This is a genomic window from Mesorhizobium sp. B2-3-12 (genome assembly GCF_006442205.1).
Lineage (GTDB): Bacteria > Pseudomonadota > Alphaproteobacteria > Rhizobiales > Rhizobiaceae > Mesorhizobium.
In genome coordinates this window covers 286,995-308,107 of the sequence record NZ_VFVR01000004.1, presented here as the reverse complement: position 1 = coordinate 308,107, position 21,113 = coordinate 286,995, and the positions used below count along the sequence as shown (strand labels likewise).

Sequence of the window (21,113 nt, the reverse complement as noted above, 5' to 3'; positions counted from 1 at the left end):
CCCGCGCCTGGAGCGGGGTCGCTCCAACTCTTTGGTCTCACGCAATTCCGAACGGAAACCGTTGTACAGTTTTCCTGGAATTGCCGCAGCCCGTCCGCTCTTGTCGAGGCGAGGATATTTCTTGCAATACTTATGTACTCATTATACCAGATTTCCTGCGCGATGAAACTTTTTTCGAACCCTTTTCGAGCGGCCGGCCAACCATGATCACGCTTACCTATCGCATCGAAACCCCTGGCAGCATCGAGGCGCTGGCGGCCAAGATCGCCAGCGACCAGTCGACCGGCACCTTCGTCGCGCTGCCGGGCGAGACCGAGGAGCTGAAGGCGCGCGTGGCGGCGCGCGTGCTGGCGATCCGACACCTGCCCGATGCCGGGCAACCATCGCTGCCCGGGTCCGGCAACGGGCCGTTTCGGCGCGCCGACGTCGACATCGGCTTCCCGTTCGATGCCATCGGCACCGATCTTTCGGCGCTGATGACCATCGCCATCGGCGGCACCTATTCGATCCGGGGCCTGTCCGGCATCCGCGTCATCGACATGAAGCTGCCGGAACAATTCAGGGGCGCCCATCCGGGCCCGCAATTCGGTGCCGCCGGCAGCCGCAGGCTGACCGGGGTCGAAGGCCGCCCGATCATCGGCACCATCGTCAAGCCGGCGCTGGGTCTCAGGCCGCACGAGACGGCCGAAATGGTGGGCGAACTGATCGAGGCCGGCGTCGATTTCATCAAGGACGACGAGAAGCTGATGAGCCCGGCCTATTCGCCGCTTGCCGAGCGGGTGAAGGCGATCATGCCCCTCATCCTCGACCACGAGCAGAAGACCGGCAAGAAGGTGATGTATGCTTTCGGCATCTCGCATGCCGATCCCGACGAGATGATGCGCAACCACGATCTGGTGCTCGAAGCCGGCGGCAATTGCGCCGTCGTCAACATCAACTCCATCGGCTTCGGCGGCATGGCCTATCTGAGAAAGCGCTCCGGGCTGGTGCTGCATGCCCATCGCAATGGCTGGGACATCCTGACACGCCATCCCGGACTCGGCATGGATTTCAGCGTTTGGCAGCAATTCTGGCGGCTGCTCGGCGTCGACCAGTTCCAGATCAACGGCATCGGCTCGAAATACTGGGAGCCGGACGATTCCTTCATCCGCTCCTTCGAGGCGGTGACGACGCCGCTGTTTTCGCCTGAGGATTGCGCGCTGCCGGTGGCCTGCTCCGGCCAATGGGGCGGTCAGGCGCCCGAAACCTATGAGCGCACCGGCCGCACGCTCGATCTCCTCTATCTCTGCGGCGGCGGCATCGTCAGCCATCCGGATGGCCCCGGCGCCGGCGTGCGAGCCGTTCTGCAAGCCTGGCAGGCGGCGGTCGAGGGCATCGCGCTGGCGGACTATGCCCGCGATCACCCCGAACTGGCGAGATCGATCGGGAAATTCGGCGACGGCAAGGCGGCATGAGCATGGCCGCGCGGAACCTGCTCCTCAGTTACTATGGCGACGACCTCACCGGCTCGACCGACGTGATGGAGGCGCTCGAACTCGGCGGCTTGCCGACCGTGCTGTTCATGCGCCAGCCAGACCCGTCCCTGCTGGCGCGGTTTTCCCATTGCCGCGCAATTGGCCTGGCGGGCACCAGCCGCAGCGAAACGCCGCAATGGATGGAGGAAAACCTGACGCCGGCCTTCGAATGGCTGAAGGGCCTCGGCGCGGCGCTCTGCCATTACAAGATCTGTTCGACCTTCGATTCCAGCCCGGCGGTCGGCAATATCGGCCGCGCCACCGAGATCGGCAGGCGCATTTTCGGCGGCGCGAGCGTGCCGATGGTGGTCGGCGCGCCGCAGCTCAAGCGCTACACCGCCTTCGGCAATCTCTTCGCGGCCTTCCGCGGCGCCTATTTCCGCATCGACCGGCATCCGGTGATGAGCAGGCATCCGGTGACGCCGATGGACGAGGCCGACCTGCTCGTCCACCTTTCGCGCCAGACCAGCCTCAGCTCGGGCCTCATCGACCTCGCGACATTGCAGGCGGACGATCTCGCGCAAACGGTCGACCGATTGCTGCAGGACAAGGACGTCGTCCTGTTCGACGTCGACAGCCGTGAGACGCAGAAACGGGTCGGCGAACAGCTTTGGCGCATCCACGGCAAGGGCCATGGCTTCGTCGTCGGATCCTCCGGCGCCGAATATGCCTTGCTTGCCGAGTGGGCCACCAAGGGCATCGTATCGGGGCATGCCGCATTCGCACCGCCCGGCGCGGTCGATCGGCTCGCCGTCGTGTCGGGCAGCGTCTCGCCGACCACGGAAAAGCAGATCCGCCACGCCCTTGCCCATGGCTTCGATGGTGTCGAGATGGATGCGATGCGACTGGTCTCGGAAAGTGCGGGCGAAGCGATCGAGCAGGCGGTCGCCGCCGGACTGGCGAGCCTGGCCAATGGCCGCAGCGTCATCCTCTACACCGCGCTCGGTCCACAGGCCGATCGCGGCGTCGAGATCGACCGGATCGAGGGCGCCCGGAACACGCTCGGGCGGGCGCTGGGGACGATCCTGCGCCGGTTGATCGCCGAGCAGAAACTCAAGCGCGCGGTGATCGCCGGTGGCGACACGTCGAGCCACGCGCTCGGACAACTGGCCATCGACGCGCTGACCGTGCGCATGCCGCTGCCGCAATCGCCGGGATCGCCGCTCTGCGTCGCTCATGGCGGCGGCGCGATCGACGGCCTGGAGATCGCGCTGAAGGGCGGCCAGGTCGGCACAGACGCCTATTTCGAGACGATCCGGCTGGGGAGCTAGTACAGCGGCTTGGCCATATGCCTTGGCGATGGCCACTGCGTCGTGATGCCGGGCTGCACCGGCCGTTCGAGATAGGTCGCCAGAACCACGTAGCTGCGCGTCGAGGTGACGCCGGGGGTCTCGTAGAGACGCAACAGCAGTCCTTCAAGCGCCTTGGTGTCCTCGGTACGTACCTTGAGCAAGACGCATGTGTCGCCGGCGACGGTGTGGATTTCCTCGACTTCCGGGTATTGCGAGATCGCCATCAGTTCCGGGGTCTTGCCCCAGCCGCTGGTGTCGATATGGACGAAGGTGAGCAGCGGCTTCCGCACCGCGTTTGGATCGATGATGGCTGATGTGCTGCGGATGGCGCCGCTGCGCCGAAGCCGCTTGACCCGCTCATGCGCTGCCGGCGGCGACAGGCCGACGCGATCGCCGAGTTCGGCATAGCTGACCGTCGCGTCATCGACCATAACGCCTAATATTTTTCGGTCGATCGCGTCGACATCCCGGGCTGCTGGCTTGTTCCGCGGAATGCCATCTGTTTCTTCATCCATATCGGTATTCCCGATTGTCACGGAATTTAATACGGCCATTATGCTGATATGTCGAACAACGATCAAGCCGCAACCTTGAGCGCGAACACAAGGCCGTCCATCCCGGCGCTGGCCTATCTCCTGACCGGATGCATCGCCGTGATCGGCTCGAATTCGCTGGTGCTGGGTCCGATCGCGCCGGCCGTGGCCGTATCGTTTTCGACCAGCGTTCCCATGGTGATGATGGCGGCAGCTGCCTTCGGCCTCGGCACGTCGGCGAGCGCCCTGTTCCTGGCACGCCATATCGACCGGGTAGGCGCCCGCCGGATGTTGCAGGCAGCCCTGCTGCTGCTGGCATTGGCATTGGTCGCCAGCGCCGCGGCGCCGACGGTGACCGCGCTGGTTGCGGCACAGCTTGTCGCCGGGATCGCCGCCGGCATCGCCATGCCGGCAATCTACGCCAGTGCCGCGGCCATCGCTCCGCCCGGCCGCGAAAGCGGCACGATCGGCGTGGTGCTGACCGGCTGGACGCTCAGCATGGTGGCCGGCGTTTCCCTGTCGGCGGTGCTTGCCGATCTCGTTCACTGGCGCGCCGTCTTCGCCGCGGTGGCGCTGCTGGCCGCGCTGGCGCTCGGCGGCCTCACCGCATCGTCGCTGCCGGATGTCAGGAAGGCTGGACCGGCGCCTGCCCCGCTCGCGGCGCTGAACATCCCCGGCATCGTGCCGCTTCTCATCGCCTGCGGCGCGTTCATGACCGCCTTCTACGGTGTCTATGGCTATCTCGGCGACCATCTCCACAGCGGGCTTGGGCAGCCGGTCAGCGCCAACGGCCTGGCCGCCCTTGCCTATGGCGCGGGGTTCGGCACGGCGGCGCTCTTCGACGGCATCATCGATCGCCTGGGCGCCCGGCGCGTCATGCCTTTCGCCTATCTGCTCGTCGCTATCGTCTATGTGGCGATCGCGGCGACCAGCGGCAGCTATGGCCTCACCCTCGCGATGGTCGCGGCCTGGGGGCTTGCCAACCATTTCGGGCTGAATGTGCTGGTGATGCGCCTGTCGGCGCTCGACCCCTCGCGGCGCGGCACGATCATGGGGCTGAACAGCGCGGTGACCTATCTGGCGGTCTTCGTCGGCACCACCGGCTTCGGGCCGCTCTATTCCGGCTTCGGCTTTGCCATATGCGCGGCAGTCGCGGCCTTGCTGATGCTGGTTGCCGCTTTGGCTGCAGCCTGGCGCACCCGCTAGAACGATCCGCTTGCCGCGTTGCTCCAGTCGGCAAAACGTGATTGGCCAATGGCCCCTGCCGCGTTGACAGCGGCCCCCTGTCCTCCCATACAGAGCCGTTAATGTTCTCAGGGCGGGGTGAAAGTCCCCACCGGCGGTAAGGGTTTCGGCCCAAGCCCGCGAGCGCTTTCCAAGACAATTGGAAAGGTCAGCAGATCCGGTGTGATTCCGGAGCCGACGGTCAGAGTCCGGATGAAAGAGAACGAAACGGAAAACGGACCGCCCCGGCGGGCCGGATTTCGTATCGTGCGTCCTGATTCTGGTTCGAAACGGAAGGATGGACCGATGAATCAGCATTCCCACAAAGACTACGAGACGATCCGCATCGCCGTCATCAGGGCGCGTTGGCACGCCGACATCGTCGACCAGTGCGTGAAGGCGTTCGAGGCGGAACTGGCCGAGATCGGCAAAGGACGCTTTGCCGTCGACGTCTTCGACGTGCCCGGCGCCTACGAAATTCCGCTGCATGCCAAGACGCTAGCCGGGACCGGCCGCTATGCCGCGATCCTCGGCACGGCGTTCGTCGTCAATGGCGGCATTTACCGGCATGACTTCGTCGCCGGCGCCGTCATCGACGGCATGATGAACGTGCAGCTGTCGACCGGCGTGCCGGTGCTGTCGGCGGTGCTGACGCCGCACAATTTCCACGACAGCGCCGAGCACCATCGCTTCTTCTTCGAGCACTTCACGGTCAAGGGCAAGGAGGCGGCCAAGGCGTGCGTGGAGATTCTCGCCGCGCGAGAAAAGATCGCGGCCTGAAGCAACGAAGCCGGGTGGAAATCCCGGTAACAGCCTGTAGTATCTCGCGAAATACGCGAGTTCGGGAGGATGCCGGTGCAGACCAAGAAGATCATCAATGACGGCAACCGCGCCGTCGACGAGATGCTCGAAGGGATCCTCGCCGCGCATCCTCGCCATCTCAGGAGCGTAGACGGCAGCCCGCGCTCGATCATCGCCCGCGATGGGCCACGGCCTGGCAAGGTCGGGCTGGTGATCGGCGGCGGCTCCGGCCATGAGCCGACCTTTCTCGGCTTTGTCGGCAAGGGGCTGGCGGACGCGGCGGCCGTCGGCAACGTCTTTGCCTCGCCGCCGCCTGATCCCATTCTCGAATGCGCCAAGGCGGTCAGCGGCGGCGCCGGTGTGTTGTTCATGTACGGCAACTATGCGGGCGACGTGATGAATTTCGACATGGCGGCCGAGATGGCCGGCATGGACGACATCGAGGTGCGCACCGTGCTGACCACCGACGACGTCGCCTCGGCGCCGCTTGACCAGCGACAGAAGCGCCGTGGTGTCGCCGGCAATTTCTTCATCTTCAAGGCGGCCGGTGCGGCCTGCGACCTCATGCTCCCCCTCGACGAGGTCGAGCGCGTCGCCCGCAAGGCCAACGACCATACCTTCACCATAGGCGTAGCGCTGTCGCCCTGCTCGCTGCCGCAGACGCGGCGGCCGAATTTCGAGATCGGAGGCGACGAGATGGAGATCGGCATGGGCATCCATGGGGAACCCGGCATCGCGCGCGGCAAGCTCGGAACCGCCGACGAGATCACCGACGAAATGCTGGACAAGATCCTCGCCGAGATGGCGCCGAAGCGTGGCGACAAGGTCGCGGTGCTGGTCAATTCGCTGGGATCGACGCCGCTGATGGAGCTCTACATCATGAACCGCCGGGTCAAGCAGCGGCTCGATGCGATCGGCGTTTCCATTCACGCCACATGGGTCGGCAATTACTGCACGTCGCTGGAAATGGCCGGCGCCTCGGTGACGCTTTTCCATCTCGACGAAGAATTGCAGGCGATGCTCGACCATCCCTGCGATTGCGCCATGTTCCGTGCCGGCTGAGGAGCGCTCCATGACCATCGGCGCCTCCGACCTGAAGAGAATGTTCGACGCGATCGCGGTGGCAATCGAGGCCGACAGGGATCGGCTTTGCCAGCTCGACGGCGTGATCGGCGACGCCGACCACGGCATTGCCATGGCGCTCGGCTTCAACGCCGTGCGCGATGCACTGGCATCGCTCGACCTGGCGGCGACCGAACCCACGGGCTTGCTCAACACAGCCGCGAAATCGTTCCTCAACGCCGTCGGCGCGTCGTCGGGCCCGCTCTATGCCACGGCCTTCATGCGCGCCGCCGCCGCCGTCAAGGGCAAGGCCGAGCTGGCGGATAGCGATGTCGTCGCCCTGTTCCAAGCGATGGCGCAAGGCATCAGGGATCGCGGCAAGGCCGAGACCGGTGAAAAGACCATGGTCGATGCTTGGCAACCCGCGGCCGAAGCGGCTGGCGCCAGCAACGCAGCGGGAAAAAGTCTTGCCGAAAGCCTGCAGGCTGCCCTCGCCGCCGCCGAGCGCGGCGCCGAAGCCACCAAGGACATGATCGCCGCCAAGGGCCGCTCGTCGCGGCTCGGCGAACGGTCGCTCGGGCACATGGACCCGGGCGCGGCCTCAGCCGTCACCGTCATCGGCGCGATGCAGAAAAGTCTCGCTTAGCTCTTTGCCGCGTCGAGCTTGTTGATCGCCTGGACGTTGCCGGCCGACGGCCCCTTCTCGTCGAACTCCGAGGCCAGCCAGGCGTCGACAATGGCCTTGGCCAGTTCCGGCCCGATGACGCGCGCGCCCATGGTGATGATCTGGGCGTTGTTGGATTTCGCGGCGCGCTCGGCCGAGTAAGTGTCATGGGTGAGCGCGGCACGGATGCCCGGCACCTTGTTGGCCGAGATCGAGACGCCGATGCCGGTACCGCAGAACAGGATGCCGCGCTCGTTCTCGCCGTCGACGATGGTCTGGGCGAGTTTTTGCGACAGGTCGGCATAGAAGCCCGCCTGGCTGAGGTCGCTGACGGTGAGGCCGGGCTTGGTCGCCAGATGCGCGGCGATGACGTCGAGCAGCGGCTTGCCGGCGCTGTCTGCTCCGATGGCTATTTTCATTTTCTGTCCTTTCCAGTTCGATTGATTCAGATCGCCGCGGAAGCGCGGCGCAGGATGTCGATATAGCCTTCGGCCTGCCAGGCGGAGCGGCCGATGAACAGGCCGTCAATGTTGGGCTGGCCGATCAGCTCGGCGGCATTGCCGGGATTGACGCTGCCGCCATAGAGCACCGGCGGCACGGACGGCAGCAGACCGCCGGCGACCTGCTTGATCAACGCCTGCTGCCTGTCGGCATAGTCGGAGCTCGCCGGAATGCCCTTGTCGCCGATCGCCCAGACCGGTTCGTAGGCGAACAGGATCTTTGCGCCTTTCGCCTCGCCTTCGAGGAATTGCAGCGCCCCCTCGACTTGGGCGCGCAGCACCGCATCGGCCTTGCCGCCTTCGCGCTCGGCCAGCGTTTCGCCGACGCAGATCAGTGGTATCAATCGATGCCTGACCGCCGCCGCGGTCTTCAGCCCGACCGTTCGGTCGATCTCGCCGAAATGCTCGCGCCGCTCGCTGTGGCCGAGTTCGACCAGGTCGAGCCCGCAATCGTTCAGCATCACCGGCGAGATCTCGCCGGTCCAGGCGCCGGCATCGGCCCAATGCATGTTCTGCGCACCGACCTTGATGCGTGTCGCCGAAAACGCCCGCTTGACCTCCCGCACGGCCGTGAAGGGCGGGATGACGAAAGGCTGGATGCGATCGTCGAAACCCGGCACGAAGCCGGCCAGCGCGCCTGCAAAATCAAGCGCCTCGGCGAGCGTCTTGTTCATCTTCCAGCTTGTACCGACCCAGTAAACCACGCGTACTCTCCTTGATCCTCAATCCTTGTCGGCGACCACGGTCAGCAAAACCCCGGCCGCATCGAGCGTCGCGCGCATTCCGGGCTCCGGCTCGCGCCCGGTGAAGACGGCGTCGAACGCGTTGAGATCGGTCAGGAAATGCAATGCGCTGCGACCAAACTTGCCGTGATCGACCAGCAGATATTTGCGCGTCGCCGCCGCCATCATCAGCCGCTTGGCCTGCACCACTTCCTGGTCCTGATGGAAGGCGGAGGCGCCATGAATGGCGGATGAGGACAGGAAGGCGACGTCGGCACGCAGCGATCGCAGCGAGGCCTCCGCGAGCAGGCCGAAGAAGCCGTGGAATTTCTTCGAGTACTGGCCGCCCAGCGCGATCAGGTTGATGCCTCCGGCACCGGCCAGATCCTGGATGACGGCGAGGTTGTTGGTAATCACCGTCAGCGGCCTGAGATCCGCCAAATGGCGCGCAATGCCGCCCGCCGTCGAGCCGTCGTCGATGATGACGGTCTGGCCGGGTTCGATCATGATCACGGCCGACGCCGCAAGGCGCTGCTTTTCCCCGATCGCCTGCTTCTGCCGGTAACGGAAATCGCTTTCGAACAGGCTGCTCGGCTGGATCGAGGCGCCGCCGCGCACCTTGCGCAGGAAGCCGCTTTCCTCGAGTTCGTCGAGGTCGCGATGCACGGTCATCCTGGAGACGCCAAAGCGGGAGGCAAGATCGTCGACGCTTGCCGCGCCGGCGTCCACCAGGAAATCGATGATGCCTTGTCGTCTGTTGTCGCTCTTCATGCCGCCGACCCGCCAAAGCAGAACCCTGGCGCCTTGATCGAGCCAGATATAACAGATATCGCCGCACGAGTATCATTATTTTTGTGATAATGAGATATTTCCTTGGGATATTTCGCCGGCTTTTATCGCGACGCTGTAACAAGAATTGCGGCCGGGACGGTCTGTCACGGTTGCGGTTGCGCGGAATTCCGGCCAGAAGCATCGGTGGGCTGGACGATGCGCGGACAGCCCGCAACCACGGGTTTTGAAACCAGATACGGGAGACTAATCGTTGGCTCGCATCACACTGAGACAATTGCTCGATCACGCCGCCGAACATGGCTATGGCGTGCCGGCCTTCAACATGAACAACATGGAACAAGGCCTCGCCATCATGGAAGCCGCTGAGGAGACCAAGTCGCCGGTCATCCTGCAGGCCAGCCGCGGCGCGCGCGCCTACGCCAATGACGTGGTGCTGGCCAAGCTGATCGACGCGCTGGTGGAAATCCACCCCGACATCCCGGTCTGCATGCATCTCGACCACGGCAACAACGAAGCCACCTGCGTCACCGCGATCCAGTACGGCTTCACCTCGGTGATGATGGACGGTTCGCTCAAGGAGGACGGCAAGTCGCCGGCCGACTATGCCTATAATTCCGGCATCACTAAGCGCGTCGTCGACATGGCGCATTGGGGCGGCGTCTCGGTGGAAGGCGAAATCGGCGTGCTGGGTTCATTGGAGAGCGGCGGCGGCGAGCAGGAAGACGGCCACGGCGTCGAAGGCGCGATCAGCCACGACCAGCTCTTGACCGATCCCGAGCAGGCGGTGCAGTTCGTCAAGGACACGCATGTCGATGCGCTGGCGGTGGCCATGGGCACCAGCCACGGCGCCTATAAATTCTCGCGCAAGCCCGACGGCGCGGTGCTGGCGATGAACGTCATCGAGGAAATCCATCGTCGCCTGCCGAACATGCACCTCGTCATGCACGGCTCGTCCTCGGTGCCGGAGGATCTGCAGGAGATCATCAACAAATATGGCGGCCAGATGAAGCCGACCTGGGGTGTGCCGGTGGAAGAGATCCAGCGCGGCATCAAGCATGGCGTGCGCAAGATCAACATCGACACCGACAACCGCATGGCGCTGACCGGTGCAATCCGCAAGGTGCTGACCGAGAACCCGAGCGAGTTCGACCCGCGCAAATACCTGACGCCGGCCATGGCGGCGATGAGGAAGCTCTGCAAGGAGCGCTTCGAGCAGTTCGGCACCGCCGGCAACGCGCCGAAGATCAAGCCGCTGCCGGTCTCGGAAATGGCCAAGCGCTACAAATCGGGCAGCCTCGATCCGAAATTCGGCTGAACGACCGCGGCCCCCGGGCGGTTCAGCGATTCTGTCAAACGCTGGACCGCTTTAGGCCCGCCGGGCCGACTGCCAGGGAAATCGGTCATGTCCCCGCAGCTCCGACACGGTTGGCAAGCCGCGCGCTTCCTGCGCGGCGAAACCCAATCGTGCCAGACAGGCTCGCGCCAAGGCCGCATTGCTGTCGATGACGACCAATCCGTTTGTATCGTCAAGGCTGGCGGCCACCACCGACAGTTCGGTGCAGCCGAGGAGGGCTGTGTCGGCGCCGGCCGATCGCGCGATCTCGAGCGCGTATCCAGTCTCGGCTGCGGCCTGCGCGATCGAACCCGCCTTGACGAGGCCGATCGCGCTGTCGACGCGCTCCTGAAATTCCGTGCTCGCGGGAAAGCAGAGTTCAAATCCCGCCGCCGACATCCTGTCCTGATAAAAGCCGGAGACCAGTGTGCCCCGGGTCGCGAGAATCGCGACCTGGCCCCGGTCCAGGCCGCGACGGGTTTCCGCCACGACCGCATCGCCGATGTGGATGATCTCGGCTCGCGAGATCGCCGTCAACTGGCCATACCAGTGGTGGGCCGTGTTGCACGGAATTGCGATACAGGCGACGCCGAGCGTGTTGAGTGTCGAGACCGCGGCTTTCAACGACGCCAGCGGCCCGTCATGGCCCGCAAGGATAGCCTCGGTCCTGTCGGGCAGCTGTGGCACGCTGAGGATGACGGCGGGCACATGTTCGTTGTCGCGGACTGCCTGCGTCATCCGGGTCAGCTTCAAGTAGAAGTCGGCCGATGCCAGCGGCCCGAGGCCGCCGATGATGCCGAGTTGAAGGCTGATCCCTTGGTCGGTCATCGGACTTCAAGCTCTCCGGGAACTGCTTCGGCAGGCTGCGTTGCCTCCCTATGGCCCGGTGCGATCATTGCCGTGCTCGCCGCCACGGTGCAGACGCTGGCCAGCGTCATGAACGTGTCCACGACCGCATCGACGGCGACGAACAGGGCAAATGCCGCCTCGAAGGGAAGCTTCAGGTAGCCGCAGACGATAGACATCTGGGACAGGATGAGCAGGCTTCCCATGCCGCCGGTGGTGAGCGCCAGAAGCGCCGAGACAATGCCGACGAGCAGCAGATCCGGGATTGCCAGCGGATGGCCGTAGAGCTGCGCGATGAACAGGGCGCCCGAGGTGTAGACCAGCGCCGGACCCGTCCGCAGCAATGCCGCCTGCAGCGGCACGAGCAGTTCGACGACCACCAGGTTGAACCTCAACCGCTCGCTCAACAGGTTGATGACCCATGGAAGCGAGGCAACCGAGGAGCGCGTGGTTATGGCCACCATCAGAAGGGGCTGACAGGTCTTGATCGTGGACCAGAAGCTTCGGCGCGACCGGATGGCGATAATGGCGAATGCGCCGGCGAGGAATGTCAGGCAGGAAAGCCCCATCACCAGCAGGTAGCCGCCCATCAGCGTCAGCGGCTTGGTGCCGGTCGACGCGGTCTGGTCAGCGATCAGCATGAAAGTTGCAAAGGGCAATCCCCAGATGAACCAGTTGGTCAGCACGGTGCAGGCGCGGTAGACCGCGTTGAGCGCCTGCGTCAGGCTCATCGACGAGGGCTGGGGGATCTTGCCCATCGCGAGCCCGAAGAGCAGGCAAAACAGCAGGACCTGGATGGTCTGGCCCGAGGCCAGCGCGTTGAAGACGTTGTTCGGCACCAGATCCAGGAAGATCGAATGTCCGCTATTTGGGTCCGCGTTGGATGGCGGCGGCTGGAACGGGAATGCGAGATCGGTGGATACGCTGCCCTGGGAATTGATGAACTCGCCAAGCTCGATGCGCGACTGAGGGTTCTCGATCTGGCCCGGCTGGAGGATCAGCGAATAGGTGCCGCTCACCAGCACGGCCAGGAACGACACGACCAGCACGGCGATGCCGACCTTGCCCAGGTAGCGGACCGATTTCGGGTCCTGGACCATGGCGGCGATCGAGAAGATGACCGACGAGACCAGATAGGGCAGGACGACCATCTTGAGGAAATTCAGATAGAGCTGCGCGATCGGGCTGATCGCATGAGAAAACTCCGGATGGTAGAGACCGCACAGGATCCCGGCCGCGATCATCGCGATCGTCGTCACGGGCGAGCGCAATACGCGCCTTGCCGCCAGGCGCCAATCGAAAGACAGGTGTCCGGCTACCTCCGAGATAGCCATCGTCAGGCTTTGCTCCCCAATCGATAGCGGGCGATGATCTCATCGGTGTTGAGAACCTGCTGCCCGCGCGCGAGATCGAGATAAAGGTCGACAAAGGCAGCGAGATGCGGATTGTCCGGCCGCACGCCGATTGCGATCGTGTCCACCTTGTCCGTCAGCGTGATCGAGCGCGCGGCGACCGTCATCGACGGATCGTCGACCATCAGCTTCTTGATCTCGAAATCGTCGCGATAGGCCATGTCAATCGTCCCGTTTCGGATCGCATCGACAACCATGTCCCAGCCTGCAAAACGATGGAGTTGCGCATGCGGAAAGGTTTTGGCGGCATAGGTAGCGAATGAAGAGCCCTCGATCACCCCGAGATCGCCCGAGAAATCGCGGATGATCTGCTCGGGCGGCTTGCCTTGCGTGATGCGCGCCAGGCTGAGACGGTTCGCCAGCAGCCCTTGATGCAGCACGGCGTAAGGTCGGGAATAGAGGATTGATCGACCACGGCGAAGGGTGCGGCTGAGCTTGCCGATCGCGATGTCCGCCTGGCCCGATGTCAGCTGTTCCACCATGCCGTCGAATGTTACGGCGGATCGGTCGAACACCGGCTCGGCGCCAAGCTCGCCAGCTATGCCGCGGGCCAGTTCCATGTCTATACCGGTGTCCCCCGATCCATCGGCCGGGAAAAATGGATTGGCGGCAAAGGCCGGCATTGCGATGCGCAGCGCATTGTTGCTCACAACGGAGGCGTTCTCCATTTGCTGTCCCGGAGTATTGGCCGCCCGCGCCTGCGCGACCAGCAATCCGACGCCTCCGGCCGTAAGCAATGTGCGACGTGTAACCGACATGCGAATTCTCAATTCAGGCGGGAAAGCCGGACAAGCAAATCTGGCCAGTTCGCAGTATGCATGGCGAAGTTAAACAAAAGTATCTTTTATAGTTTGCCTTTGCTCATAGTTAAGCTTCGCAGGCCGACAAAACATTCGACCTGCCTAATATACATTCGCTGATGGGTGCATTCCCTTCCGCCGGCGGGCGGGCGGTTGGATCGTCGGAATATTTCGAGCCGTGGCCTCTTCAAACGGGTTGGGACTGTATCGGCTCCTGCCCGATTTCTATCCAGCTCTCGGCAGCAGAGCGGGCCTGCCGGCGTCGATGAAGGGTGCCCAGTAATCGACCGACTCGCGGATCATGGCGACCACCTGGTGATCGACCGGCTCGCGCTCGCGAAACGACAGTTCGAGGCAGATTTCGTTGTCGGTGCCGCCGCCGCGCCGCACGGTCTCCAGGAGCTTCTCAGGCGTGATGCGGCCGTCCTTGTTGTGGGCTGCGGTGAACGGCCAATGGCCACCCTTGTTCATCGACGACTGCTTGATGTGGATGATCGGCGACTTCAGGGGGAAGGCCTCGGCCCAGGCATAGGGATCGACGTCTGCCGGGTTGGAGGACGAGACGTCGCCATGGTCGATGTCGACCATCATCTCAAGCGGAATGGCCATGCCGGCCGCGTCGATCGTATCCTGCAGCAGCCGGCAGCTTTCGATGGTGTGGCCGAATTCGCGGCCGACCGACATCGGCTCCCAGAACAAATAGGTCAGGCCTGCCGCCCGTGCGTGTTCGGCGACCTCGCGCCAGCAGTCCAGTGCGATGTCGAACAGCCTGGCGCGGCGGGCGGGGTCGTCATAGTCGCTATGCGTGAAGATGGCGAACTGCGTGCCCATGCCGCCAGCGCCAAGCTCCGCCGAGATATCGGCGAAGGTCTTGAACCAGTCGACATAGTAGCGGCGCACATCGGCATCGGGATGGCCGAAATGGTTGAGCCGGCCATAGGGGCCGGTCATGCCTGATGTGACGCGCACGCCGGTGCGGTTCAAGGCGTTGCGGAACAGGCGGACGAATTTGACGATCGTCGCCGCCGGCCAGCCCGGATTGACGAATTCATGCGTGAGCTGCACGTCGCGAATGCCGATCTCGTAGGCGATGGTGTCGATCAGATCGTCCGGCTCGGCGAAGCGGTTGACCAGCGGATTGGTGTTGAGGGAGAGCGTGAAGGCCAAGGTCGCGATCCCTTCAGCGCCGTCGCCGGACAGGAGCGATGAGCGCCATCAGCCTGCCCTCGCCTGCCGGCTCGCGCACCAATGCCCGAAAGCCGACTTCTCCTCGGCGGACAGATGCAGGCCATGCTTGGTGCGCCGTTCGAGAATGTCGGCCGCGTCTTGCGCCCATTCCTGTTCGAAGAGATAGGTCGCCTCGCGCTCGAAGAAGTCCTTGCCGAAGCACCGCCCCAGCGCGCCGAGCGAGCGGGCGCCGCCAACCACGGACCGCGTCCTGGTGCCGTAGAGCCGGCCGTAATGCTTGAGCAGCGACGCAGGCATCCATGGATACTCGTTGGCGAGGCCGCCAAGAAATTGTTCGAAGTCGGCATTGGCGATGTCGCCGCCGGGCAGATGCGCCTTCGCTGTCCAGGGCTTCCCCATGCGAGGAAAGAACGGTGCGATCCTGTCCAACGCATGCTCGGCCAGTTTGCGGAAGGTGGTGATCTTGCCGCCGAAGACGGAGAGCAGCGGCGCCTGCGCCTCCGGCGCGTCGAGCTCGAAAATATAGTCGCGGGTCACCGCGCTTGGATTGTCTGCATTGTCGTCATAGAGCGGCCTGACGCCGGAGAAGGAATGGACTACGTCGTCGCGCACGAGACCGCGCTTGAAATAGCGGTTGACCACTCTGATGAGGTAGTCGATCTCGCTCTCATCCGCCGTCACATCCTCGGGCCGACCTTCGTAAGGAATGTCGGTGGTCCCGATCAAAGCGAGATCGTTCTGGTAGGGATTGATGAAGATGACGCGCTTGTCGCTGTTCTGGACAAGATAGGCCTGCCGGCCCTCCCAGAATTTGGGCACGACGATATGGCTGCCCTTGACCAGGCGTACATTGCGCCTGGAATTCTGGCCGGCAACGCGGTTGACGATGTCGTTGACCCAGGGACCGGCGGCATTGATCAGCGCGCGCGCCCGAACGACGGTCCTGATACCGGTCCTGACGTCCCGCATCTCGACAAGCCAGACGCCGCCCTCGCGGCGAGCGGCGATGCAGGCGGTGCGGGTGAAGACCTTGGCTCCCCGTTCGGCGGCGTCGAGCGCGTTGATGACGACGAGGCGGGCATCGTCGACCCAGCAGTCGGAATATTCGAAGCCGCGCTTGAAACTGTCCTTGATCGGCGCCCCCTCGGGCGCGGTGCGCAGGTCGAGCGTGCGGGTGGCGGGCAGCCGCTTGCGACCACCGAGATGGTCGTAGAGGAACAGGCCGAGCCGTACCAGCCATGCCGGCCGGTCATCCGGGCTGTGCGGAAGCACGAAGCGCATCGGCCAGATGATGTGGGGTGCCGATTCCAGCAGCACCTCGCGCTCGATCAGCGCCTCGCGCACCAGGCGGAATTCGTAATATTCGAGATAGCGCAGGCCGCCATGAACGAGCTTGCCCGAGCGCGAACTGGTGCCTTCGGCAAGATCGTCCTTTTCGCACAGGATCACGGACAGGCCGCGTCCGGCGGCATCGCGCGCGATGCCGGCGCCATTGACGCCGCCGCCAATGACGAAGAGGTCGACGATGTCAGGGTCGCCGTTCATCTCGTTCCTCTGCCGGGTTTGCGCTCCATGGCCGCGGCTCTCAGCACGGATTGACCGGAGGCAGGCCGGCCAGGTAGCGGCGCACCTCCTCGGCGGCCTGCTCGGCGGCATAGGTCACGGTGCGGACCGAGGCGCCGGCGATATGCGGGGTCAGCGTCACGTTGGGCAGCTGCAGCAAGGGCCAGTCCGAGGGCACCGGTTCGACCGCGAAGGTTTCCAGCATGGCGCTGGCGATCTGCCCTGAAACCAGCGCCTCGTAGAGTGCGTCGTAGTCGACCAGCGGCCCGCGCGCCGTATTGACGAAGATCGCTCCCGGCTTCATCCGCGCGATCGTGTCCTTGCCGATCAGGCCGCGTGTCTCCTGCGTCACCCGTGAATGCAGCGTCACCACGTCGGACCGCGACAGGAGATCGTCCAGCGCGACCAGTTCGACGCCGGCGTTGCGGTCATCGGCGCTCAACTGCACATAGGGATCGCTGACCAGGACGTGGCAGCCGAAGGCACGCAGCAGCCGCACAACTTTCGTGCCGATATTGCCGTAGCCGACGACGCCGACGGTCATCTCGTTGAGCTCGCGGCCGGTGCGGTCGGCGCGGTAGAGATCGCCGCGCCATTCCCCCTTGCGCAGGGCTTCATGCCCGACCCGGATCAGCCGCGTTTCGGCCAGGATGGCGCCGATGGTGAATTCGGCCACGGCGGTGGCGTTGCGGCCCGGCACATTGACCACGGTGATGCCGTGCGCTTTGGCCGCTTCCATGTCGATGTTGATCGGCCCACCGCGCGACACCGCGACGAGCTTGATATCAGGCAGGCGCCGCATCATGCCTTCCGACAGGGGCGCGAGTTGGGTGACGAGGATTTCGGCGTCGCCGATGAAATCGACGACCTCGTCGGGATGGCCGAAATATTCCTTGACCTTGTCGAGGCCGAGCGCCGCATTGCCGAACTCCATCGGCTCGTCGGGCCAGGCCGTCCGCAATGTCCTGATATCGAGGTCGCCACTGGCGACCTTCTCGATTTTGGCGCGAAACACCTCCGGCAGCATGAAGTTGTCGCCAATGATCGCTATTCTCTTACGCATACTCGTCTTCTCAATTTTCCTGCGATGTGGCCATGGCACGCCAGACCGGCCGTAAGGCCTGGTGCGCCAGCATGTAGGACGGTGTCATCCTCTCGTAGATCGCGGCGAGGTCCGGGTCGCTCGGCTCGGCCTCGCCGAGCAGCGGCGTCACCCATTCGCCGACGCATTCGTCCATGGAGGCGTATTGGCCGACGCAGACGGCGGCGATCATCGCCGCACCCGCCGCACCGGCCTCCTCACGCGCGCTGGTGCGCGTGTCGGCGCCAATGGCCGCGCCAAGGATCTTGCGCAGCGCCGGGCTTCTGGCGGCGCCGCCGGTCAGGCGGATTTCGCGCGGCAGCGGCCCCATGGCGGCGTAGCAGTCGCGCGCGGCGAAGGCCAAGCCTTCGAATACGGCGCGGACGAGATCGGCATAGCCGTGGCGCGAGGAAATGCCGACGAAACCGGCCCTCGCATTGGCATCGACGAACGGCCCGCGCTCGCCGGCTTCCGAGACGTAGGGCTGATAGAGCAGCGAGGCCGGCCGCGAGGCCGCGATCCAGGCATCGACCAGCGCGATCATCTCGCCATTGCTGCGGCTTATGCCTTGCGAGGCGAGAATGCCCGAGGCAAGTCCAAGCACCCAGTCGATGTTGAGCGTCGCCGCCATGTTGGACTGCATCTGCGCGAACACGCCTGGCGCCGGCATCGCCATCGTATAGCCGGTCGCCGCCTCGTTGAGTTGCACGTCGTCGGGCGTCTCGGCCAGACGCATATGCATGCCGGTGGAACCGATGATCGAACAGCCGGGCTTGCGCTCGCGGTCGAGGAGGCCGGCGCCGAGCGCGGTGCAGACGACGTCGACATAACCGAGCACGACGGGTGTGCCGGCCAGCATGCCGGTGACGGCGGCGGCCGCCGGCGACAGTCCGGTGCTGTGCCTGGTGCCGTCGACGATCGGCGGCAGCAGGTGCCTGAGATCGGTGACGCCAAGCACGTCTAGCACATCCTCGCTATAGTCGCGGGTGTGGAAATCACCGAAGGTGAAGGTCCCTTCGGACGGGTCGGTGGCGCGCTCGCCAGTCAGCTTGAAATAAAGCCAGTCCTTGCAGTGAAAGGCGGTTGCCGCCTTGCCGAGCATTTCGGGCATGGTGCGTTTCATGAATACGAACTGTGAGCCTTGCTGGCAGGCGGCGAGCCCGCTGCCGGTCTTTTCGAAACGCAGCCGGTCATCGGGCCGCGCGCGGATCTCCTCGACGACGCCGGCGGCGCGCGCGTCGAGCCACAGCCAGCCCTTGGCCACCGGCTCGCCCTTGGCGTCGATCAGCCAGGTGCCGTCGCCCTGCCCGGTCACCGCGATGGCGACGGTGCGGCTGGCGAGGTCGGGCACCTTGTCGGCAAGCTGGCGCAGCGTCGTGGCGGCATCGGCCCATGTGCGCGCCAGATCCTGTTCGGCGCCGCCACCCGGCAGCGTCTCATAGTGGTTCGGCGTCGCCGCTGCGGCAATCTGCCGGCCCTTCGTGTCGAAGGCGATGGACTTGATGACGGAGGTGCCGGCGTCGATGCCGATCAGAAGATCACGCATCACGCGAGCTCCATGCCGTGCGAGATGGCCTTGCCGCTGGCCTGGTCAAAGACGTGCAGGTTTTTCGGATCGATGCTGACATTGATCGGCGCGCCGAGGTCGAGCCGCGTGCGGTCATGCTCGACCAGAACCAGCGAGCCACCGGCGAAGTCGGCGGCGATATGGGTCTGGTCGCCGAGCCATTGATTGGCCGAGACCCTGGCCGGAACACCCTCCTTCGAGCGCCGGACCGCGTAGGGCCTGATGCCGATGACGACCCGTTCGCGGCTGAGCAACTGGTCGCGAACCGGGGCGCTGAAGGCATCCTTGTCGTAGTCGAGCGACAGGCCGTCGGGCAGCCGCAGGTTGATGCGGCCGGCGGCTGTCCCGACATAGGCCTCGAAGACGTTCATCGGCGGCTCGCCGACGAAGGTGCCGGTGAACAGATTGGCCGGGCGCTCCTTGATCCGGTCCGGAGTGTCGAACTGCTGCAGCACGCCGCCCTCCATCACCGCGATGCGGTCGGCGAGCGCATTGGCCTCGGTCTGGTCGTGGGTGACCAGGATCGCGGTCAGGCCGCGCTCCTTGATGAAGTGCTTGATGCGGCCGCGCAGCACGGCGCGCAGCTGCGGTTCGAGCTGTCCCATCGGCTCGTCGAGCAGATGCAGGTCGGCCTCGCGGATCAGCGCCCGGCCAAGGCTGGCGCGCTGCTGCTGGCCGCCCGAGATGGAGCTGGGATAGCGCTCCAATATGTCCTCGATCTCGAGCAGCTTGGCGATGCTGGCGACCTTGGCATCGACCTCGCTCCTGGGCAGTCGGGCGGCCTTGAGCGCGAAGGCCATGTTCTCGCGCACGGTCAGCGGCGGATAGAGCGAGTAGCCCTCGAAGGCCATCGCCACATTGCGCTTGACCGGCGGCAAGGTGTGCACCTTGCGACCGGCGACGGCGATGGCGCCGCGCGAGACCTCCTCGAAGCCGGCGATCATGCGCAAGGTCGAGGTCTTGCCGCAGCCGGACGAGCCGAGCAGCGCCACGATCTCGCCCTTGCCGATCTCCATGGTCAGGTTCTTGACGGCGTGAACGCCCCTGTCGATCGGGCCATAGAATTTGTCGACGCCCGAAATGGTGAGTGCGCTGGCGCTCATGCCGCTTCTCCGTTGCGCAATTTGACGATGTTCTTGGCGCCGATGCGCTCGCCGCTGGCGTGATCGAACAGCAAGGCGCTCTTGCCGTCGACGGCGATATGGGCCTTGCCTTCGTCGCGGCCCGGCGCGCCGGCCGGGCGTGAGACCAGGATTTCACGGCCGCGCACGGTACGCACAAGCGTGACGATCTTTTCGTTGAGCGGCGTCTCGGCCTCGACCGTCACCGGAATGGCGCCGGGCTCGTTGTCGCCAACGAAATGCAGGGCCTCGGGCCGCAGCCCGATGATGCAGTCGCGACCGATGGCGGTCTCGGGAGCATCCGGGAGATGGATCTGGACATTGGACAGGCCGACATAGATACCCCTGGCATCCCGCGCGGGCTTGACGTCGAGCAGGTTGATGGTCGGGTCGCCGAACAGCCGCGCGATCTCGATGTTGGCCGGCTCGCGGTAGATCTGCTCGGGCGTGCCGAGCTGCCGGATGACGCCTTGCGACATGACAGCGATGCGGTCGCCGAGCGCCATGGCCTCCTTGTAGTCCTGGGTGACGTAGACGACGGTGGCGCCGCGATCGGCGAGCAGCCTTGGCAATTCGAGCCGCATCTCGAAACGCAATTTGGCGTCGACATTGCGCAAGGGATCGTCGAGCAGCAGCAATGGCGGCGATCCGACCAGCGCGCGGGCAAGCGCGGTGCGCTGCTTCTGGCCGTTGGAGAGCGCGCGCGGCTTGTGGGAGAGCACATGCGCGATCTTCAACAGCTTGGCGACGCTTTCGACGCCGGACTTGATCGCGCTCTGTGACGAACGCTTGGCCGCCAGCGGCGTGGCGATGTTGTCGAAGGCGCTCATATGCGGAAACAGCGCGAAATTCTGGAACGCCATGCCGACGCCGCGGAACTCGGCGTCGACATCAGTCATGTCCTCGCCGCCGATCAGGATCTTGCCTTCATCTGGATCGATGACGCCGGCGACGAGGCGCAGCAGCACCGTCTTGCCGGCGCCGGACGGACCGAACAGCACGAGCGTTTCGCCATCAGCCACGGTCAACGACAGATTGTCGAGGACGGTCTGGCTCTTGTAGCGCTTGACGACATTTCTGAGTTCGAGGCTGGCCATG

The 21,113-nt window shown here is 64.7% G+C and carries 20 protein-coding genes and 1 riboswitch; of the genes, 7 read left to right on the top strand and 13 right to left on the bottom strand.

Translation table 11 applies throughout. The annotated features are described in order from the left end of the window. The first annotated feature begins 203 nt into the window (after positions 1 to 203). A complete protein-coding gene (gene oiaX / locus FJ948_RS14840; RefSeq protein WP_140705594.1) occupies positions 204 to 1,454 on the top strand; it encodes a 3-oxo-isoapionate-4-phosphate decarboxylase OiaX in 1,251 nt (416 codons plus the stop codon). Between the two features lie 2 nt (positions 1,455 to 1,456). Next, a complete protein-coding gene (locus FJ948_RS14835) occupies positions 1,457 to 2,785 on the top strand; it encodes a four-carbon acid sugar kinase family protein (RefSeq protein WP_140705592.1) in 1,329 nt (442 codons plus the stop codon). On the opposite strand, the gene FJ948_RS14830 is transcribed toward FJ948_RS14835, so the two are convergent. Further along, a complete protein-coding gene (locus FJ948_RS14830; RefSeq protein WP_140705590.1) occupies positions 2,782 to 3,321 on the bottom strand; it encodes an Lrp/AsnC family transcriptional regulator in 540 nt (179 codons plus the stop codon). The two genes, FJ948_RS14835 and FJ948_RS14830, sit on opposite strands and share 4 nt — an antisense overlap. A 48-nt stretch (positions 3,322 to 3,369) precedes the next feature. Between FJ948_RS14830 and FJ948_RS14825 the strand changes: the two genes are divergently transcribed. The 4 genes from FJ948_RS14825 (at position 3,370) to dhaL (ending at position 7,072) form a co-directional block, all read left to right on the top strand. Beyond that, positions 3,370 to 4,545 carry an MFS transporter gene (locus FJ948_RS14825; protein WP_140705588.1) on the top strand — a complete coding sequence of 392 codons (1,176 nt, stop codon included), beginning with the start codon at positions 3,370 to 3,372 and terminating at the stop codon, positions 4,543 to 4,545. Positions 4,546 to 4,644: 99 nt separating this feature from the next. After that, a riboswitch (FMN riboswitch) is annotated at positions 4,645 to 4,792 on the top strand. A gap of 77 nt (positions 4,793 to 4,869) precedes the next feature. Further along, complete coding sequence (locus FJ948_RS14820; RefSeq protein ID WP_140705586.1) at positions 4,870 to 5,343, top strand: 6,7-dimethyl-8-ribityllumazine synthase; 474 nt, start codon at positions 4,870 to 4,872, stop codon at positions 5,341 to 5,343. Between the two features lie 69 nt (positions 5,344 to 5,412). After that, positions 5,413 to 6,426 carry a dihydroxyacetone kinase subunit DhaK gene (locus tag FJ948_RS14815; protein WP_181173668.1) on the top strand — a complete coding sequence of 338 codons (1,014 nt, stop codon included), beginning with the start codon at positions 5,413 to 5,415 and terminating at the stop codon, positions 6,424 to 6,426. A 10-nt stretch (positions 6,427 to 6,436) separates the two neighbouring features. Further along, on the top strand, positions 6,437 to 7,072 hold the full coding sequence (dhaL, locus tag FJ948_RS14810; RefSeq protein WP_140705582.1) for a dihydroxyacetone kinase subunit DhaL: 636 nt from the start codon (positions 6,437 to 6,439) through the stop codon (positions 7,070 to 7,072). Here the strand turns inward: dhaL and FJ948_RS14805 are convergent. Genes FJ948_RS14805 through FJ948_RS14795 form a run of 3 tightly spaced genes read right to left on the bottom strand, consistent with a single transcriptional unit; the run spans position 7,069 to position 9,083 of the window. Then, on the bottom strand, positions 7,069 to 7,509 hold the full coding sequence (locus FJ948_RS14805; RefSeq protein WP_140705580.1) for an RpiB/LacA/LacB family sugar-phosphate isomerase: 441 nt from the start codon (positions 7,507 to 7,509) through the stop codon (positions 7,069 to 7,071). The genes dhaL and FJ948_RS14805 overlap by 4 nt on opposite strands. A 26-nt stretch (positions 7,510 to 7,535) precedes the next feature. Next, positions 7,536 to 8,294, bottom strand: coding sequence for a triose-phosphate isomerase (locus FJ948_RS14800; protein WP_140705579.1), 759 nt, complete (start codon positions 8,292 to 8,294; stop codon positions 7,536 to 7,538). Between the two features lie 18 nt (positions 8,295 to 8,312). After that, positions 8,313 to 9,083, bottom strand: a complete 771-nt coding sequence (locus FJ948_RS14795) for a DeoR/GlpR family DNA-binding transcription regulator (protein ID WP_140705577.1) — start codon at positions 9,081 to 9,083, stop codon at positions 8,313 to 8,315. A 271-nt stretch (positions 9,084 to 9,354) separates the two neighbouring features. Between FJ948_RS14795 and fba the strand changes: the two genes are divergently transcribed. Beyond that, positions 9,355 to 10,419 (top strand): class II fructose-bisphosphate aldolase, encoded by a 1,065-nt coding sequence (fba, locus tag FJ948_RS14790; protein WP_140705575.1) that lies wholly within the window; start codon positions 9,355 to 9,357, stop codon positions 10,417 to 10,419. Between the two features lie 51 nt (positions 10,420 to 10,470). Here fba and FJ948_RS14785 read toward each other — a convergent pair whose 3' ends face one another. From FJ948_RS14785 to FJ948_RS14745, 9 genes are all read right to left on the bottom strand, one after another. After that, positions 10,471 to 11,265 carry an amino acid racemase gene (locus FJ948_RS14785; RefSeq protein ID WP_140705574.1) on the bottom strand — a complete coding sequence of 265 codons (795 nt, stop codon included), beginning with the start codon at positions 11,263 to 11,265 and terminating at the stop codon, positions 10,471 to 10,473. Continuing rightward, positions 11,262 to 12,617, bottom strand: a complete 1,356-nt coding sequence (locus FJ948_RS14780) for a cation:dicarboxylase symporter family transporter (protein WP_140705572.1) — start codon at positions 12,615 to 12,617, stop codon at positions 11,262 to 11,264. Before FJ948_RS14780 ends, FJ948_RS14785 begins: the two co-directional genes overlap by 4 nt. 2 nt (positions 12,618 to 12,619) lie before the next feature. Beyond that, entirely contained in the window at positions 12,620 to 13,453 is an 834-nt protein-coding gene (locus tag FJ948_RS14775; RefSeq protein WP_181173667.1) for a transporter substrate-binding domain-containing protein, read from the bottom strand. A gap of 267 nt (positions 13,454 to 13,720) precedes the next feature. After that, positions 13,721 to 14,662 (bottom strand): TIM barrel protein, encoded by a 942-nt coding sequence (locus FJ948_RS14770; protein ID WP_140705570.1) that lies wholly within the window; start codon positions 14,660 to 14,662, stop codon positions 13,721 to 13,723. A 48-nt stretch (positions 14,663 to 14,710) separates the two neighbouring features. Then, on the bottom strand, positions 14,711 to 16,228 hold the full coding sequence (locus FJ948_RS14765) for a glycerol-3-phosphate dehydrogenase (protein ID WP_140705569.1): 1,518 nt from the start codon (positions 16,226 to 16,228) through the stop codon (positions 14,711 to 14,713). Positions 16,229 to 16,268: 40 nt separating this feature from the next. After that, on the bottom strand, positions 16,269 to 17,309 hold the full coding sequence (locus FJ948_RS14760; RefSeq protein WP_140705567.1) for a 2-hydroxyacid dehydrogenase: 1,041 nt from the start codon (positions 17,307 to 17,309) through the stop codon (positions 16,269 to 16,271). Between the two features lie 10 nt (positions 17,310 to 17,319). Beyond that, on the bottom strand, positions 17,320 to 18,873 hold the full coding sequence (locus tag FJ948_RS14755; protein WP_140705566.1) for an FGGY-family carbohydrate kinase: 1,554 nt from the start codon (positions 18,871 to 18,873) through the stop codon (positions 17,320 to 17,322). Beyond that, positions 18,873 to 19,997: an ABC transporter ATP-binding protein gene (locus FJ948_RS14750; protein WP_140705564.1), complete on the bottom strand. Its 1,125-nt coding sequence runs from the start codon at positions 19,995 to 19,997 to the stop codon at positions 18,873 to 18,875. Before FJ948_RS14750 ends, FJ948_RS14755 begins: the two co-directional genes overlap by 1 nt. Then, positions 19,994 to 21,112: an ABC transporter ATP-binding protein gene (locus FJ948_RS14745; protein ID WP_140705562.1), complete on the bottom strand. Its 1,119-nt coding sequence runs from the start codon at positions 21,110 to 21,112 to the stop codon at positions 19,994 to 19,996. Before FJ948_RS14745 ends, FJ948_RS14750 begins: the two co-directional genes overlap by 4 nt. Between the last annotated feature and the right edge of the window lies 1 nt (position 21,113).